This window comes from Pseudomonas sp. S2_A02 (assembly GCF_054668495.1).
This window is the reverse complement of the sequence record NZ_CP162776.1, coordinates 1,515,163-1,532,351: the sequence shown is the minus strand read 5'-3', so window position 1 is coordinate 1,532,351 and position 17,189 is coordinate 1,515,163. Positions and strand designations below refer to the sequence as shown.

Here is a 17,189-nt window from a genome sequence, read left to right as displayed (position 1 = left end):
ATCAAGTGCCTTCAGGCCTCAACTGTCTCTGTGCGCCCCATTTACTGGCAGGCGGCTGCCTAGGCGATAGCGTGAGGACGGGTGTACTAAACGCACATAGGTGACGATTTTGCTCTGACTCCAGGTTCGGCGTATGAGCACGAGGCAAGGTTCATTAGCATCGATTTGCATGTGTTTGCTTTCCTCGTTGCTGGGGTGACAGGCTTCGACGATGTGTTCCATCTCGTCGGGCTTGATGACCCGCAACAGGTACTTGGCCGGTTGCAGGTGCTCGCCAAAGTCTTGCTTCAGAAATTCTGGCACCAGCTCGGGATTGACGTAACGATCCTCGAGTTGCACGGGCACGCCTTCTTCGCTGTGAACACAGATCAGGTGGAAAACTGAAGAACCGGTGGTCAGGCCCAATGCGGACGCCACCGGCATTGAGGCCGATTCGCGCCCCAGGTGCAGGACACGGCAGGTGTAACTGTGACCTCGAGCAAGGATTTCATCGGCAATGTTGGTGATACGCAGCAAGTTTGATTGCGGTTTGCTTTCGGCTACGAACGTGCCAACGCCTGAAATCCTGACCAGATGACCCTCTTCGGTCAGTTCGCGTAAGGCCCGGTTGACGGTCATGCGCGAAATGCCCAGTTCTTGCACCAGCTGGTTTTCTGAAGAAATCAGGTCACCAGGTTTCCAAACGCCCGCGCGAAGTTGGTCTTGCACATAATCCTTTGCACGCCGGTAGAGCGCTTGTGGTGCATTTTTGATCATTAGTCAGCCCGTGTCTCTAGTGCGGCAAGGACGCTTGCCAGTGCTTGGAGGAAAAGGTCGTTATCCTCACAGCTTCCGACAGAGACGCGCAAGTACTCAGTGTATCCAACTTCGCGCCACGGTTTGATGATAACCCCTTCACGCAGCAGTGCTTGGTTGATTACTTCGGCCGGATAAGGCGTGCTAAAAAACAGAAAGTTGGCCAAGGACGGTGCGGTCGTAATGCCTTGCTCGTGCAGTGCCACTTCCAGCCGCCGGCGTTCGCTGGCGACATGGGATAGGCAGGCGTTTAGATGACCATCATCTGCCAGCGCCGCAATCGCCGCAGCTTGTGCCACGCTGTTGACGTTGAACGGGGTGCGCAGGCGGTTAATAAGATCTGCCAGCAGTGGATCGCTGACGATACCGTAGCCGATGCGCAAACCTGCCAAGGAATAAGCCTTGGAGAAAGTCCGCAGCAGGATAAACGGTTTGCCGCTGGCCTGAATCAAACCGAGGCAATCCGGGTACTCGGCCTCCCACTGCGCGTATTCGTAATAGGCCTCATCAAACACCAGTAGACACTTCGAGGGCAATGCGTCGAGCAGCTGCTGCAACTCGTCGGCGCTTAAGGTGCAGCCGACCGGATTTGACGGGCATGAAAACATCAGCACATGGGTGTGGGGGGTGAGTGCAGCGATCATTGCCGCTACGTCGAAGGTGCCTCTGTCGGTCATGGGAACACCTACCACCCGGGCACCGGCTGCCATTGGGTATATGAAGTGCAACCCGAAAGATGGCACCACGGTAACTACTTCGTCATCGTGGTCTAAAAACACCCGGCTGATGACGCTCAACAAATCTTCCGAGCCGTTGCCGAACACCAATTGATTCTCGGGTACGTCGAGCTTTTCCGAGAGTGCGGAGCGTAATGCCTGGCAGCCAGCATCGGGGTATAGCGCAATTTCGCTGCAAGCTCGAGCCGTTGCGGCGCTAACGGCGGGTGCTGTGCCCATCGGGTTTTCGTTGCTGCCTAGTTTGGCGACGCGAGTCAGGCCGAAACGCTTGCGTACAGTATCCGAGGCAAGGCCGGCGTTGTAACTGGCCAGTTCGCGCACTTCTGCGCGGGCAAGCAGGTTCAAGTCATTGGCATTCATACAGGGCTAACCTCATTAGTGTCTTGCTGGAAGGCATTACGATCCGGGTGGTTCTGCAGGAGTTGCTGCAGACGCGGCTATTCGGCGTTATGGCTGATCTCGTACGGCTGTTAGTTGAATGAGTCTGAGCGGTATCAGTGCATTCATGAGTAACATCCTTGGGAATCAGGATGAGTACGCAGCAGACATCTGTATGTGCCTGTATATACCGGTAAAGCAAAATGCAGGCCAAAATATCTGAGCTGCTCTTGATTCCGCAGTACAGGCCTGTTCCTAGCGGAGTAGACCAGGCTGATGATCGCTGCCTTTTAGCCTTGTGTAACCAATGGTGGCGCTAGAGTGTTACCCATGATGCCTGGTGGGGGAAAACGAAACCTTGAGTATCGGGGCACCTATGGTGTCCTAATCGCGAGAGGAGGGTAAGTCGCTCTACCTCAGGCCCGTGGCGTATTTTTGATTGAGCGGCATGGTAAATGCTTCATCGTGTATATACAGGATTGGTATTTCAGGCTAAAACATACATTCACCCCTCCTGAACGTATGAAGCAACGAGTCGACATGATCTCAAGCAGCTGTTCGCTCCTGATCTATGTGTCCGGTGTCCGCGAGTGGGATTACATGCTCAAGCGTATGCATGACTCAATGGCCTACCGTAAAAACCGCAGAAGTCGAATCGATGATTCACAACCGGTGCTCGTTGATGGGCGCCTCCTTGAAATACCCAAGAGAGAACTGCCATGACCGTTAGCAATCTGCCCTTTTCCAAAGTCCGCCACAGCCAGGGCCTGGTTTTTTTGTCTGGCGAATTGCCGTTTGGTGAGGACGGTAGCTTTCCTGAAGGTATCGAAGCGCAAACGCGTTTGACCTTGACGCGTATTGCCCAGACGCTGGAAGCCGAATCGCTGTCGCTGGACGATGTTGTCAGCGTTACCGTGTACCTGACCGACCGGAGTAATTTCGCCGAATTCAATCGGGCTTATGCATCATTCTTCACGACCAACCTGCCAGTGCGCGCGACCGTCTGCGCCGGCCTTGTGGTCGATGCATTGGTCGAGATCAGTGTCATCGCGCAACAGCGTGCTTGATTCGGAGGCAGCGTGAACGAAAAACAAATGGTGGTACTGGGGGCCGGTATTGTCGGCGTATGCACGGCGTTGCATTTGCAACGCCGTGGCTGCGCGGTGACGCTGGTGGACAAAGGTTTGCCGGGGCGTGAAACGTCGTTCGGCAACGCAGGCATCATTCAGCGTGAGGCCATTGAGCCCTATGCTTTCCCAAGGGATCTTGCCAGCCTGATAAACGTGGCAGCCAAGCGCGATATTGGCGTCAACTACCATCTGCGCGCGATGCCTGAATACGTGCCTGCCTTGGTCAGGTATTGGGCCAACTCCGCACCTAGGCATTACCAGGCCATTGCAGATGCCTTTCGCACGCTGATTGAGCACTCGATCAGCGAGCACTCGGAGTTGATTGAGCAAAGCGGTTCGCAAAACCTGATCGTGCGCAAAGGGTGGATCCAGGCTTTTCGTAGCCCACAGCAATTCGATGAGGCGGTGGAGCGTGCGGTACGCGTGAGTGCATACGGCGTGTCGTCCGAGCATCTGGACGGTGCCGCGCTCAGACTGGCGGAACCAGCGTTGAGCGATGCATTGGTGGGGGGCATTCATTGGCTGCAACCCTGGACGTGCATTGAGCCGGGTGAGTTGGTGCAGCGTTATGCCGATCTGTTCGTGCGTGAAGGTGGGGAGATTTTGCGCGGCGATGCGCGATCGTTGCGTCAGTCGGGAGCCGGTTGGAGCGTCGACACCGATTCTGGATCGGTCGGCGCGTCGCAGGTGGTCGTGGCGTTGGGCCCTTGGGCTCACGAACTACTTGGCGAGTTGGGCTACCGCATTCCGTTGTTCGTCAAGCGCGGTTACCACGCTCACTTTGCCGATGGCGCGACATTGAGCCGCCCGGTGCTGGATACTGAACAAGGCTACATGCTGGCGCCGATGAAGCGCGGTATCCGCCTGTCAACGGGGGCGGAATTCGCCAGCTTGAGTGCGCCTCCAACACCGGTGCAACTAGCCAAGGCCCAGCGGGCCGCACGGCAGGTATTAGCGTTAGGCCCCCAGGTGGAGCGCACGCCTTGGAGCGGCGCCCGACCCTGCACGGTAGACATGAAGCCGGTGATCGGCGCAGCGCCCTTGCATAAAGGACTCTGGTTCAATTTCGGCCATGCCCATCAGGGGTTCACGCTCGGCCCGGTCAGTGGTCGACTTCTAGCAGAGTTAATTATGGGCGAGACACCAGTGGTCGATCCGGCACCCTTTGCTCCAGGGCGTTTCTGAGCTCAGTAGCTGTGCATGAATGTTCTCGCCCATCTCACTCGGAGTAGTGGGCGAGAACCTGAATTTCTTGAAAATAAAACACTGATTTTTATCTACGGACGCTGCACTCGCAGATTTCGTGGCATTCGTCGTGGGCGTTGTTTTGATTTCATTCGGTATATCCGTCCATCGGCTCGCCCTGACTACCTATAAATACCCGCTGGAGAAGTCATGAACATCAAACAAAAGCTGACATGGGTATTTGCTGCCGTCGCCTGCCTTCCGGTGATTCTGGTCGCGGTGCTCGTCGTATTGAACTTGCGCAGCGCAGCACAAGCGAATTTCCTGGATAGCAGCGGCCGTGAAATTCGTCAGATCGACAACGGCATGAAGCAGTTCTTTGAAAGCATCCGCCAAAACGTCGCATACCTTGCCAAGGATCCTCGGATTGCCACCGTCAAGGGATTGAAAAACTATACCGCTGCCAATGCTGAGCAAACCCCTGTGACCGAAGCCGATCAGCGACTCCAGGCTGTTTTCGATCAATTTGCCGAGACCCATCCGACCACCGCGTCTATTTCCTTGGGGCTCAACGACGGCGGTTTTGCCGGTTGGCCCGACGACCAGAAAATGGCCAGCTACGATCCCCGAGTGCGTCCTTGGTACAAGACCGCCATGGCGGCCGCGCCAGGCTCAACTGTGCGCACGGGCGCTTACTACTGGGCGCCTGATGACATGGTGCTGGTCAGCACGGTTCGCGCTTTCGCCGATGCCAGCGGCAACCCGGTGGGTGTTGTCGGCGTGGATGTCTCGCTCAAACAACTGACTGAACTGGTTAAAACCATCAAACTGGGCGACAGCGGATACCTAATGATGGTTGAAGCCAATGGTAACGTTCTGGTCGATCCCGCCAATGCGAAAAATAGTTTCAAGCCCCTAGCCGACCTGGGCCCTGGCTATACCGAGCTGGCAAATAGTGGCGATGGCATGACCCAGGTGGAGATCGATGGGGTGCCGTACATGGTTAATGTGGTAAGTTCCGAAAGCCTGGGCTGGCGCTTTATTGGTCTGATCAAGCGCGATGAAGTCATGGCTCAGGCCACCAGCCTGACAGGGTTGATCGCGCTGATTGCCGCCGTGTTGGCATTCATCTTCGCCATCGTCGGCGCGAGCTTCGCCGGTGTGATCGTTAGACCGATTCGCGGCGTTGCCGATGGCCTGCAGGAAATCGCCGAAGGGGAGGGCGACCTGACCCGTGAACTGGAAGTGCGGGGCAAGGACGAAACCGCCACTTTGGCTGGTTGGTTCAACCAGTTCCTTGGCATGATTGCGCAACTGATGCGGCGTATCGGTTGCGCTTCCACCGATTTGCAAGAGGTCGCTGCGGACACCAGTCAAGTGGCCAGTAACATGAACAACGCCGCAGTGCGCCAACGCGAAGCAATTGAGTTGGTGAGCACAGCTTTCTACGAGATGGTCTCTACCTCCAACGAAGTGGCCCGCTCTTGCAGTCATGCTGTTTCCTGCGCGGATGTCGGTTACCGAGAGGTGCACGACGGGCAACGGCACATAGGTGAGGCCACGGGCAGCGTTCTTAAATTGAGTGACGACCTGCAGCAGTCGGCAGGTACCATGCAGATGTTCGAGCAGGACAGTAAGAACATCAACACCATCCTAGATACCATTCGTTCGATTGCTGAACAGACCAATTTGTTGGCCCTCAATGCCGCCATTGAAGCGGCGCGCGCCGGCGACCAGGGTCGTGGATTTGCGGTGGTGGCCGACGAAGTACGCGCCTTGGCACGACGCACTGCAGACTCAACCAGCGAAATCGACAGCTTGCTCGGCAACTTCGCACGGCGAACTAAGGAGGTCACCCAGCAGATGCAACGGAGCCTGGAGGTGTCACAAACCAGCGTTGAATGTATCCAGCAGGCGCGCGACAGTTTCGACAAGATCCGCGAATCGGTGGACTCGATTCGCGACCAGAACGCTCAGATCGCCACGGCAGCAGAGGAACAGCATCAGGTGGCCGAAGATATCAACCGACACATTGCACAAATCCATGCCGATGCCCAGTTGGTCGAAAGGTTTGCGCATTCGGCGCACACCGGATCGGGTCGCCTGATGGATATTTCTGGTCAACTGAAGGGGCTGGTGGGGCGCTTCAAGTTCTAGCTTGTCTTAATTTGTGCGCAACCACGACAAGTCATGTAAAGGGAAATATAAGGAGCCAAGAGTAGGCGGGGAAGTTGGATATGGTCAGGAGACGATTCTCCGGCGTGCCTGCATAGGTTCAACATTGAGCTGTCACCGATAGAGTTCGAACAGCGCTCCGGAACGAAGATCTAGGGTGTCTAGAAATCCGGGACGATTCAATCTAAACCGCGATCTAAGCGCCCCTGAACGTAAACAAGTTAGCTACTCAATCGAACAGCCGTTACGAGTCAGTAATTCGTCTACCCACTTCCGGTCTGACATGCCGGCTTTGATCTGCGCCATCAACTCAACTTCGTCATTATGTTTTTTCAGTGCCAACGCGTGGACTTCCTCGACGTCTTGACGCCCCACACTGACCACACCGTCGGCATCACCACAAACCAAATCACCTGGGAGAATGACCATTCCGTTTAAGGCGATGGGTACATTGACCTCTCCAGGCCCATCCCTGAACGGCCCTCTATGGGTCACGCCCAAGGCGAAGACTGGAAAACTGCCAGCCAGCATCTCTTCGCTGTCACGGATCGCACCTGAGATAACTAGCCCGCCGAGTTTGCGGTGTATTGCATGTGCGATCATCAGTTCGCCGACTAAAGCGTTGGTCAGGTCTCCACCGGCGTCTACCACCAAGATTTCGCCCGGTTCCGCCATGTCCAGTGCCTTGTGTACCACCAGATTGTCCCCCGGCCGTGTCTTGACGGTTAGCGCTGGGCCGACCATGCGTGGGCCTTTATAAAATGCCCGCAGATCAGCACTTCCGGCCGTCATGCGCGCCATGCAGTCGCTGATATTCGGGACGGGCAGGTTGCGAAAAGCCTCCACCCAATACGGCGAGACCTTTTCGCCGCCTGCTTTGATTCTGAAACCGATCATGACTCGCTCCGCCAAAGTGGCTGACACAGGGTGCTTTTCAAAAATCGTTGCGCGCGTGATAACTTCGCAGAAATTGCTGTAAACGCGGCTCTTCGCTTTCCTTTAGCACCTGCTGCGGCGTACCGAACTGAACGATGCACCCTCCGTCCAAGAACGCGACTTTGTCGGCGGCTTTACCGGCGAAGCCCATCTCGTGTGTGACCACCACCATAGTCATACCTTCGTTGGCGAGATCGCGCATCACTTGTAGCACTTCGCCCACCAGCTCCGGATCGAGCGCCGAGGTGGGTTCGTCAAATAGCATCAAGGCCGGATCCATGGACAAAGCTCGCGCGATAGCGACACGTTGTTGTTGGCCGCCAGACAAAGCCGCTGGATAATTATCGGCTTTTTGCGCCAAGCCTACTCGCACAAGCATTCGCAGTGCCTTGGAGTGCGCATCGGTTGCATTCATTTTCTGAACGCGCAGCAACGGCTCTGCAACATTTTCTACTGCGGTCATGTGCGGCCAAAGGTTGAACTGCTGGAACACCATGCCTATGCTTTGGCGCATTTCCCGCAGCTCGCGGGCGACCATGAGTTTGCGTTTACCGCCAGTATCTTGGTAGCCGATTATTTTGCCACCGATGGTGATTGTGCCTTTGTCATAAGTTTCGAGAAAATTGATACAGCGCAGGAGAGTGCTTTTGCCCGAACCACTTGGGCCGATCAGACAAATTACTTCGGAGCGCTGGACGTCCAGGCTGACATTCTTAAGCACTTCAAAATCGCCGTAGCTTTTGTGAACATTGGCGATGCTTACCAAGAAATCACTCATGCGCTTCTCTTCATATTCAGGTGCTGATTGATATGGCGTTCGGCACGTTGACCCAAGCGGGAAAAAATTTCGATCAGTAGCCAGTAGCCTAGGGCCAACGTCAGGATCGACTCGAACGAGGCAAAGGTTTCTATCGCCATTTTCTGAACCTCGAAAGTCAGGTCGGCCACAGTGATGATCGACAGCAGCGCAGTTTCCTTACATACGTTAATGATCATGTTTATCAGTGCGGGCGCCGCTGCTGTGAGAGCGCCGGGTAGGGTGACCCGACGTAGAATGGCGAATGGCGTCATAGCCAGGCTGTGGGCAGCCTCGATCTGGCCTTTCGGAACCGCGCTAAAGCCGCCTCGGAAAATTTCAGCGAAATAGGCACTTCCATGAACGATCAACACCAGTATCCCGGCTGACAATGGATCAAGCATCAAGCCGATGGATGGGCCTCCGGCATACACGATGAAAATCATTACCAGCAATGGTAAGCAACGCAGCGCATCCACATAGGCTCTGACTGCCATGCGTACGGTGAGCGAACTGGAACGTTGCAGCAGAGCTATCCCTAGCCCGAGCAGTACACCGCCGACGGAGGCAATGATCCAACTGGCCAGGGTAATCCATAGGCCATGGAGGATCGCAGGCGTATAAGAAATAAAAGTCGCGAATTCCATCATTATTTCCTTGCCAGCTTGCGCTCTAGCAGCGAGCTGCAGAACGAAAGAACCAGGTTTGTAATCAGGTAGAACGCACCCGCAGCGAGGTAGAATTCCATCGGTCGATATGTGCTGGCGGCGAATGTCTGGCTTACTCTGGTAATTTCCGCCAGTCCAACCACTGACACTAAAGAAGAGGCTTTAACCAGCATAATCAGTTCGTTGGTTATCGCCGGCATCGACAGTCGCAGCATTTGTGGGAGCAACAACCGTTGCCAGATCGACAGAGGTGCGAAACCCAATGCCAGGCCTGCTTCGACCTGCCCTTTGGGGATCGCGGCAAGTGCGCCCCGTAGAATTTCGGCGATGTATGCGCCCCCCACCATACCGAGTGCGCAGATCGCCGCGACCAAAGGCGAAAGGTCAATACCGGCGTAGGGCAGGAAGTTGTAGAATAACAGCAGCTGCACCAGCAACGGCACCCCTCGAAAATAGCTGATATAGACCGCTGCTAGCCATACCAGCACGGGTACGCGAGTCCAGCGCAAAACGCAGATAATGATGCCTATCACACTGCCACCTAGCGTTCCCATAGCTGACACGTAGAGTGTGATGCCTAGCCCTTCGAGCAGGAAGGGTAGGGCCTTTATGACTGTATCAAATTCCATAAACCCGTCTCCGACGCTTGTGTCCTATCAGATCAAGGGCTCAGGCATGGTGGTAGGGAGTGTTTCAGTGCGACCGAACCATTTTTTCTGAATAGTGGCCATGCGTCCGTCTGAGATGATTGTTGCCAGTGCACCGGACACTGCGGCGATAAGAGTTTCATCTTCTTTGTCGCTTCGGGTAATCCAGCCATAGTAGACAGGCGCGCCGAAAGCAGGGTCGACCACTTGCAAGATGTCTGGTCTTTTTGCTGCGGCATAGGCGACGTTAGGAGCTGTGGACGCACCACCATCCAGACGTCCATTAGCTATGTCCGCGTAGATCTGATTTATGTCTGTGTATTCCCGAATATCCATCGGCTTTGGCAGCGTTTCGGAGAACTTCAGCGCTTGTTTTTGCACCGAGCTGGCCTTCATTACTCCAACTCGTAGACCGGAGAAGTCTTCCGGTTTGCCAATGGCGGCATTCCCTGTTTTCTTAATGAACGAGTTACCGGAAAAGGCGAAAGGACTACTGAAGCTGTAGCGTGCCATACGCTCTTTGGTGGCGTTGATCGGTGCACCAACGAAATCGAATTTCTTGGCATCGAGACCGCTGAGGATGCTAGTCCAAGGCAGGTCGCGGTATTGAACCTTGACGCCGATCTCCTTACCTACTTCGTCTAGCAGGTCTTTATTGAAGCCTGTGTAAACGCCGTTCTCCATAAAGTCAAAAGGGGGATATTGCATCTCGGTTACTACAAGTAACGTACCCTTTGACTTGATGTCCCCCAAAGTGTCTGCTTGAGCCGAACCCAGAGCAGCGCTAAAAATAACAGCACCCAAGACGAAGGGTGGAAGCCGTTTGCTTATACTACGTATGAATTCACTCATGGTATGTTCCTCGATAGTCATTTTTAGCAGATTTAAAGGGGCTAGATTTGGTTGCTTCTTCGGCGATTGTTTTCCAAGTTAACTTTCAATCCGACTCAAAAAATACAGACAATTTCCTCGGGGCAACGGGTGTTTTCTCTATACGGCTGAGTTTTGTACCTGAGCGGCAGTAGTATCACTTAATGCATCAGGAGCAGCGGTGACAATTGACTTGAGGTCGACTGCCTGGCTGATCAACTTCAGCAAATCAGGACGGGGTCTTTTCAACCCTGGATTTTTTTGGGAAACCTTCTCGATCTGTTCTGCACTGGCCAATAGCGCTGCGTCTTGGCGGAACGGAGCAATGATCTGCATGCCAAAAGGCATACCCTTATGATCGAGACCGCAAGGGAGAGAAATGGCCGGATTGGTGGCCAGGGTTACCACATAAGTCAGTGACAACCATCGATAGTAATTATCCAGTGGCACATCATTCACGGAGGTCAGATGAGGGTCTTGCCAAGGAAAAGGTGATATCGGCGTCGTCGGTGCAAGGATGAGATCATAACGGTCGAAAACCGACTGAAATCGACGATAGATGCGTGTCTGCTCGGTCGCAGCCCAGGTACAGTCTTCCAGAGACATTTTGATACCCAGTTCATAATTCGCTCTGGGGTTTTCACCCAGCATGTCGGGAGCGTCTTTGTAAGTTTGTCGCAACCCTGCCACGAAACTTTCCGCCCGCAGCACGTCGAAACAAGCATGTGCATCGCCAAGATCAAACTCTACAGCCTCGCACGTTTTGAACAGACCGCTGAGCAGCCTGACTTTGCTGCGGAAAACTTCACGGATCTGATTGTCGACTTCGCAACAGCCGAAATCCTCAGTAAAGCCCACCCGTAAAGTGCTCAAGTCGACTTGGGGTAAGCAGTTGAACGTGTGCGCATGGGCGTAGCTGAGCGGGTCGCTGACGTGCAGACCTGCAGTCGCCTGGAGTTGCAGGCATGTGTCCGCTACTGTTCTGCCCATGGGGCCTACAACCGAAATGGGCGTCCATCCCAGCAGACGACGCTCGCTTGGCACAAGGCCTGGCGAGGGGCGTAAACCGACGACGCCGCATTTGGCCGCAGGGATGCGCAAAGAACCACCGGTATCTGAGCCGCTGCATAACGGCATCATATCGGTCGCTAACGCCGCAGCGGATCCGCCGGAGGAACCGCCTGCATTAAGACGCGCGTCAAAAGGATTGCCAGTAGCACCCCATACGGCATTGCGCGTGTTAGCACCGGCGCCCATTTCCGGGACATTCGTCTTGGCGGTGACAATGCCACCCGCAGCTCGAATGCGAGCAACCAGAGCGTTGTCCTCGCTGGGTACATTATTCCTAAAGACTGGTGACCCGAAAGTAGTGCGCAAACCGGCTGTATTTTCGAGATCCTTGATCCCGATGGGTAAGCCGTGTAGCAATCCTAATGGTGCGCCCGAGAGTACCGCTCTTTCAGCGACTCGGGCTTGGTCTAAAGCCTTGTCAAAATCTGTCGCAGTGACAGCGTTCACGAATGGGTTAATTGCCTCAATCCGCTCGATGCACGCCTGCATCAGCTCAACTGGAGAAATTTCCTTGGAGCCGATCAAACTGCGCAGCTCTACTGCCGATTTTTCCACCAGTGTATGTGCATGTGTCATCGTCATTTCCACTACCAATAGATTGAGGCGTCACCGGTAGGTAACGTGGGGTGAATGACCCCAATCTAAACCGTGACTTGAGATGCCACAATTTCAAATATAAGAAACTATCGTTGCCGATTTGGCATGGTGATTTTAAGTTGGGTCTGTCTCATTCAGCGAACGATGGAGATAGCTCAGGAATGCTTTGGTCGCGGCTGGCAGCAGGCGACCGCTAAGGGTACATATTTCTATGCTTAAAGCATGGATCAGGTCGCGCTCACGGAGTGGAACCGCGTGAAGATGACCCGACTGAAGTAAATTCCGAATGAGCAGACGGGACGACAGGGCAATTCCACCGTTGTATTGAGCAAAACCCAGCATCGTACTCATTGAGTTGCCACTGAGAGCCGGTTCTACAACTATGCCGTGATGACTGCAGCAAACGTCGAACAGATCTCGCATCAAAATTCCTCGCTGCGGAAGAGCAAGCGGATAAAGAGCAAGCTGGTTTAGCGATACGTAGCGTTTTCCTACGAGCTCGTGATGACTGCTCATCACTGCATAGATGGGAGCAGATATTCTAGTGTGGACGCTGATGTCGGCCTCAGGTGCCTGGCTAAAGGTCAGCCCGATATCCGATTGCCCCTCCCGTAAACGGCGCGCCACGCAGTCAGCGGTGTCAACGTGCAATTGAAACTGAATGCCCGGATAGATGGCTTGGAATTCACTGACAATTCGTGGCAAAAACTCCAAAGCAAAGCCGCTGGTCGAGGCTACTCGCACGAGTCCTCGACCCAAGCCTTTCAGGGACTCGATTTCATTACTAACTCGATCGCTGTCCATCTGTACTCTAAGGGCATAAGCCGCCAGCAATTCTCCTGCAGCGCTTGGCTGCATGCCTCGCGCCGTGCGCTCAAACAGCAAAGTGTCCAGGCTAGCTTCCAGCTTTGCGATCTGCCTACTGATAGCTGACGACGCTACATTCAGTCTTGAGGCCGCTTCACTAATGGAGCCTGATCTGACGACTTCTAGAAAATAGCGAACGGCGGGTTCTTGAAGGATTTTTTTGGAGCTCATCATCATTACCCCTAAATTTCCAACACAAAATACCATTGCCGATTCGGCAAATGGTACAAGCGAGGGTTGAGCCTTTCGAAGGTGTGTCAATACGTTTACAGCGACTTTTTTGCATCTTTTTCAAACAGCTGCAAAGGAGCAAATTGCAGAGTCAGGGGTTTGTTTTTTACTCGAATACGTTTTATGAACGAGGTTCGCGTTCAGGCTAAGGTGCTGCGCGACGCTTACTGTCGTAGCACCGGGCTGGGCGGACTCTTAGACATTTTAGGCCATAAACTTTTTGGAATAGCGTCATGGTGGCATGGACAGACCCGCTTAAAATCCTAGAAGTCAGCTTTTTGCGACTCAGCGAACCATTCCAAACCCGGCCCATGTGCACCCAGAGCCGAATGCGCTGCCCGTATCGCGAATCCAAGTGGGGAAAGCTTCCTGAAAGGGAGGAGTTGAGTTTCGCCGGTTGTTGCCGATTCCACGTCAGGTCAGCTCTTTTCAAAAGCGCCGTCAGGCAACCATTTATCGAGACGAAGCAAGGGTTAACCCTGATGACCTGTCCGATCCATGGTTTCCAGCGCTGCAAAAACAACATGCCGGCCAGCATCGCCAACATGACACGATTGCTTGCCATTGGCCTGTCAGTAGGATGGCCACTGCAGGGCCAGGCAAATGCCTGCCAATCCCCAGCCCGCGCCAAAAGCGCCACATGTTCACGTCCTCGAAAACGAGGCCTTGATCCTCAACCAAACAAGGTTTTTGGTCACGACAGCGTGGACGGATTTCTCGTCGACAGGTGATGTCGTTGCCGCCAAACGTGTTGCATGGGAATGCATGAATGACTTCGCTGTGATAAGAGCCGAAGAAAGTTATCGGCGCTTGTATCCGGATGACCTGATCACTAAATCAAAGGCGGCGTACGCCTGGCTTACTGGAGAACTGGACAAGCCTTTCGCCGGTAAAACTGTTGTGGTCACGCACCATGCTCCTACGTCGGAATACGTAAGTGGAGATTTTCCTGCACACCTCATTGCTGCGTACGCAAACAATTGGCCAGAGATTCTGAAGAAGGCCGATCTGTGGATTTATGGACATACCCACATCGCTGCGGATTTCGTTAAAGGAGGATGCCGGGTTGTGTCAAATCCTCGCGGATATCCGACTGAAAAGACCGGTTTTGATCAGGATTTTTTGGTCGAGATTTGATGGGCGTCATTCAGCGATAAACCTCAGCAATCATATTTTTTCCCGTTCTGGCGCTGGGATGAATTCCATTTGTGCGATCTAAACCTACATCGATCGAGAAATGCACATGGTTACGTTAGAAGAGATTTCCCAGCTCCTTTACGGGGCGGGGAAGGAAGCACCTGGCTGGCAGAGCATCCAAGACGAGCTAATCGCATTGGCCGCAAACGCCTTCCCTGGCAAAGCCTTCTGTGTTGTAAAGCAGTGGATCCTGATCGACCTCACGGTTAACCCTGCTGAGAAAGAAAAGCTAAGCGGGCTTGGTCTACTTCCCGCGACGCTTTTTGCTCATGAGATAGTCCTGGACAGCAAAGGACGCTTCCAGCCTCGAATGTGGGTGCGGAGTAATTTCGGTGTCTCTTTCACTGAAGGCTGTGTGTTTGAAACCAACAATACGGTCTACCTCCTCCTTGGGCCAGGACTGAGAAAAGAGGCTAGCATTGGTGCTGCTTTTTCCATGAAAGCCGGTTAAGCAGTGACCGCCGCGCACACATATTGAGTCATTTTTTTGGAGCATTGGCCGGATGGCTGAAGTAATCGAACTGGAGTTTCATAGCAAGGATGTGAGCGACTTCCAGATGAGTCGCTTGGTGCGAGCAAGCCTTCGCAAATACACGGTGCCTGTCACGGCCTTCATCAGCGACGCTTTCATTGCAGATGACATATGCGTCGGGGTGTCATTCGATCACTCTGAGAAGGATGATGCCTATCACAGAGCTGATGGTTCAATTCTTCACACGGGTAAAATTCAGTCGGCGAGGAAAGAAGGGCGATTTTGGTTACTCGAGACTCAAGATGGTAATTACGTCATCGCTAGCTTCAGGCGAGACCTCGGAAGAGCTAGCTTTTTAAAGCTTCTCCAGTCCGCCGATGGATTCTAATCGGTAGTATGAAAGCCATCATTTGATCACCTGGTAGGGTCGTGGCACATGGCAGATGAGCGATGGTCAGTCGCTAGGGCAATAGCCCATTTTGACGAGTTGCTCGATCAGGTAATCACGACTCGCAAACCGATTTTCGTTGATGGAGAACGCGGGACTGCGGTGTTAATTTCAATGGAGGAATGGGAGTCGATTCAGGATAAGCTCAATGCTCGAGCTCCGTTAGACCGATGAAAAATCGCTTGCTAGCCCTCCTATGGTTTTAATCAGCAGCGCTCCGAGTGACCCATGCGGAGCGCTTCAAACTGACTCTATCCTGTGACGCTGGTTTTATCATCGGACAGCTCACAGCGGCCTTGGCTTAGTAACCGTACTCGTTCAGCAGTTTCTGCAAAAACTCACGCCGCCGTTGGACGGTGCTCAAAATGAGATAGTCGCGCTCGGTGTCTCTCGTCGACAAATGCCCAGCGTCTACAAGACCGTGGATATAGCCTTCGGCTTTGCCCCTAGCTTCAAGCAACGCCTCTTTGGAGGTGCTTTTGAAGATGTCATCAGCGATGAGCTGCCAGCGCTTCATTTGACGCCGACCAACTGGGTCGTCCGAAAATTTTGGCGCATTGATCAATGTGTTGAAATCGTTGGGTACGGTGGCAGTGCTCAAGGTGGGTACTCAGAACAGTGATGTCTGAGTCGAGGTTATCATGCGCACACTTAACCGCTTGTTGCTGGCTGGCTCATAGGTAGCCCTGCTCAGCATGTTGTTGGCTGGTTTTTGTAGGCGCTGGCGCGAAGGGACGACTTAATGATGGTGCACGCTATCCGTGGCACCTTTGAATATTTCGGAGCGTACAGGCAGTGCTATTCAGCGAGTACATTCTTAGCCCGGAGTTGGTATGGGATATCTCAGCCTAGAGGACATCTACCCGGATGACGTACACAAATATGGCCATATACGGGTAGGAATGACCGATCTCTACGTTAAAGACAATCACGCCGCTTATGGTGTGGTGACGCGTGGCGAATGCCGCGAGCTGACCAGCAGATTACTGCGTGACGAAGCGATGCAAATGATCATCAGCGCTCAGCTCGCAGCGTTGCCGGCGGATTACGATCCGTGGATAAGGCGGATCGAACGCAATCGTGCGTTACACGCTAGGTATGGCGACAAATTCGATCCCTGGGGAGACGACTGACAGCCTCCACGTCCAATCACGGATGCAGCGCCTCATCTCACTCAGTCGACTTGGCTCGCAAATCCGTCAGTACACTAAATAGTGAGACGAGCATGGGCGCCAATGGCATCCCACGCTAACAATCGTTGAAAAGGACTAGGTCGTTGAAGATATTCCTAGATTGCGAATTTACTCAGCTCAATCATGACTCAAAGCTGATATCTCTAGCGCTGGTATCAGAGTCAGCCGAAGAGTTTTACGTTGAGTTGACGGATACCTATTCGATCGACGATTGCAGTGACTTTGTCATCCAGAACGTTTTACCGCATCTCGATCCTTTGCGGTATGGTCAGTCGTTTGTCGAAGCTCAAGTCTTTCTTCGAGGATTTCTAGGGAGCTTCGCCGGGGAGCTTGAGGTGTGCTCAGATGCGCCGTGTTGGGACTTGCGATTTTTCTGTGATCTCGTCTGTGCAGGTCATCAACCCTGGCCAGTCCAGGTTATGAATCAACCAACCAGCCTGGCGATCCTTTTTAATAAAGTCGATGCGGAAGCTCTTGAACAGGCAGAGCTTCCGCATCCGCCCCACCATGCATTGCTCGACGCGCGAATGCTCGCAGAGCTTTTCAAGACCTTGGCCTCCCGGTTTGTTTTGTCACCATAGAGGCACATCACAAAGTTGGCTTATCAGCTTTGGACGGTGTCCTGCTGGTGACGCGACCACGGCGGGGAGCGGAAAAACTGGATTATTTCAAATTATGGCTCAGCCATAATTATTGCTGAGCCATAATTTCTTAGTCAAAAAAGCCATCGAAGCAACGCGTCATCAGCAAAGTGGGCAGGACAGTCTCGCAGTTGCTGCAACCTCGAACCGCATAA

Annotated in this window: 18 protein-coding genes and 1 pseudogene; 8 read left to right on the top strand and 11 right to left on the bottom strand. The window is 53.6% G+C overall.

The features are described 5' to 3' along the window. Positions 1 to 18 precede the first annotated feature (18 nt). Together hutC and hisC are read right to left on the bottom strand one after the other, a co-directional pair. The gene (gene hutC, locus AB4O41_RS06910; protein WP_159389959.1) at positions 19 to 756 is read right to left on the bottom strand and encodes a histidine utilization repressor; all 738 of its coding nucleotides are present in this window, start codon (positions 754 to 756) and stop codon (positions 19 to 21) included. Continuing rightward, entirely contained in the window at positions 756 to 1,892 is a 1,137-nt protein-coding gene (gene hisC / locus AB4O41_RS06905; protein ID WP_159389958.1) for a histidinol-phosphate transaminase, read from the bottom strand. Before hisC ends, hutC begins: the two co-directional genes overlap by 1 nt. A gap of 737 nt (positions 1,893 to 2,629) precedes the next feature. Between hisC and AB4O41_RS06900 the strand changes: the two genes are divergently transcribed. The 3 genes from AB4O41_RS06900 (at position 2,630) to AB4O41_RS06890 (ending at position 6,382) form a co-directional block, all read left to right on the top strand. Next, on the top strand, positions 2,630 to 2,977 hold the full coding sequence (locus tag AB4O41_RS06900; protein ID WP_149630891.1) for a RidA family protein: 348 nt from the start codon (positions 2,630 to 2,632) through the stop codon (positions 2,975 to 2,977). A gap of 27 nt (positions 2,978 to 3,004) precedes the next feature. Beyond that, complete coding sequence (locus tag AB4O41_RS06895; protein ID WP_401126175.1) at positions 3,005 to 4,225, top strand: NAD(P)/FAD-dependent oxidoreductase; 1,221 nt, start codon at positions 3,005 to 3,007, stop codon at positions 4,223 to 4,225. A gap of 210 nt (positions 4,226 to 4,435) precedes the next feature. Then, positions 4,436 to 6,382 carry a methyl-accepting chemotaxis protein gene (locus AB4O41_RS06890; protein WP_460146807.1) on the top strand — a complete coding sequence of 649 codons (1,947 nt, stop codon included), beginning with the start codon at positions 4,436 to 4,438 and terminating at the stop codon, positions 6,380 to 6,382. Between the two features lie 243 nt (positions 6,383 to 6,625). Here the strand turns inward: AB4O41_RS06890 and AB4O41_RS06885 are convergent, their stop codons facing one another. The 8 genes and pseudogenes from AB4O41_RS06885 to AB4O41_RS06850 form a co-directional block, all read right to left on the bottom strand. Next, positions 6,626 to 7,297: an RraA family protein gene (locus tag AB4O41_RS06885; protein ID WP_460146805.1), complete on the bottom strand. Its 672-nt coding sequence runs from the start codon at positions 7,295 to 7,297 to the stop codon at positions 6,626 to 6,628. 37 nt (positions 7,298 to 7,334) lie between these two features. Further along, entirely contained in the window at positions 7,335 to 8,114 is a 780-nt protein-coding gene (locus AB4O41_RS06880; RefSeq protein WP_460146803.1) for an amino acid ABC transporter ATP-binding protein, read from the bottom strand. Beyond that, a complete protein-coding gene (locus tag AB4O41_RS06875) occupies positions 8,111 to 8,782 on the bottom strand; it encodes an amino acid ABC transporter permease (protein ID WP_460146802.1) in 672 nt (223 codons plus the stop codon). The genes AB4O41_RS06880 and AB4O41_RS06875 overlap by 4 nt, the downstream gene beginning before the upstream one ends. Then, positions 8,782 to 9,429: an amino acid ABC transporter permease gene (locus AB4O41_RS06870; RefSeq protein WP_460146801.1), complete on the bottom strand. Its 648-nt coding sequence runs from the start codon at positions 9,427 to 9,429 to the stop codon at positions 8,782 to 8,784. Before AB4O41_RS06870 ends, AB4O41_RS06875 begins: the two co-directional genes overlap by 1 nt. A gap of 27 nt (positions 9,430 to 9,456) precedes the next feature. Next, complete coding sequence (locus tag AB4O41_RS06865; protein WP_460146800.1) at positions 9,457 to 10,299, bottom strand: transporter substrate-binding domain-containing protein; 843 nt, start codon at positions 10,297 to 10,299, stop codon at positions 9,457 to 9,459. A 138-nt stretch (positions 10,300 to 10,437) separates the two neighbouring features. Beyond that, positions 10,438 to 11,964, bottom strand: a complete 1,527-nt coding sequence (locus tag AB4O41_RS06860; protein ID WP_460148310.1) for an amidase — start codon at positions 11,962 to 11,964, stop codon at positions 10,438 to 10,440. A 135-nt stretch (positions 11,965 to 12,099) separates the two neighbouring features. Next, a complete protein-coding gene (locus AB4O41_RS06855) occupies positions 12,100 to 13,029 on the bottom strand; it encodes a LysR family transcriptional regulator (protein WP_460146799.1) in 930 nt (309 codons plus the stop codon). 527 nt (positions 13,030 to 13,556) lie between these two features. After that, positions 13,557 to 13,715 (bottom strand): annotated as a pseudogene (locus AB4O41_RS06850) (DUF6691 family protein); the annotation flags it as partial. Between AB4O41_RS06850 and AB4O41_RS06845 the strand changes: the two are divergent. The 3 genes from AB4O41_RS06845 to AB4O41_RS06835 all read left to right on the top strand — a co-directional run bounded on the left by AB4O41_RS06845 (position 13,687) and on the right by AB4O41_RS06835 (position 15,140). After that, a complete protein-coding gene (locus tag AB4O41_RS06845) occupies positions 13,687 to 14,220 on the top strand; it encodes a metallophosphoesterase family protein (RefSeq protein ID WP_460146798.1) in 534 nt (177 codons plus the stop codon). The pseudogene AB4O41_RS06850 and the gene AB4O41_RS06845 sit on opposite strands and share 29 nt — an antisense overlap. A 106-nt stretch (positions 14,221 to 14,326) precedes the next feature. Next, positions 14,327 to 14,731, top strand: coding sequence for a DUF6957 family protein (locus AB4O41_RS06840; protein WP_460146797.1), 405 nt, complete (start codon positions 14,327 to 14,329; stop codon positions 14,729 to 14,731). 52 nt (positions 14,732 to 14,783) lie between these two features. Beyond that, positions 14,784 to 15,140 (top strand): hypothetical protein, encoded by a 357-nt coding sequence (locus tag AB4O41_RS06835; protein ID WP_460146796.1) that lies wholly within the window; start codon positions 14,784 to 14,786, stop codon positions 15,138 to 15,140. 361 nt (positions 15,141 to 15,501) lie between these two features. Here AB4O41_RS06835 and AB4O41_RS06830 read toward each other — a convergent pair whose 3' ends face one another. After that, positions 15,502 to 15,801 (bottom strand): hypothetical protein, encoded by a 300-nt coding sequence (locus tag AB4O41_RS06830; RefSeq protein ID WP_338920304.1) that lies wholly within the window; start codon positions 15,799 to 15,801, stop codon positions 15,502 to 15,504. 232 nt (positions 15,802 to 16,033) lie between these two features. Between AB4O41_RS06830 and AB4O41_RS06825 the strand changes: the two genes are divergently transcribed. Together AB4O41_RS06825 and AB4O41_RS06820 are read left to right on the top strand one after the other, a co-directional pair. Continuing rightward, entirely contained in the window at positions 16,034 to 16,333 is a 300-nt protein-coding gene (locus tag AB4O41_RS06825; protein ID WP_460146795.1) for a hypothetical protein, read from the top strand. Positions 16,334 to 16,476: 143 nt separating this feature from the next. Beyond that, positions 16,477 to 16,974, top strand: coding sequence for a 3'-5' exonuclease family protein (locus AB4O41_RS06820; RefSeq protein WP_460146794.1), 498 nt, complete (start codon positions 16,477 to 16,479; stop codon positions 16,972 to 16,974). The last annotated feature ends 215 nt before the right edge of the window (positions 16,975 to 17,189 follow it).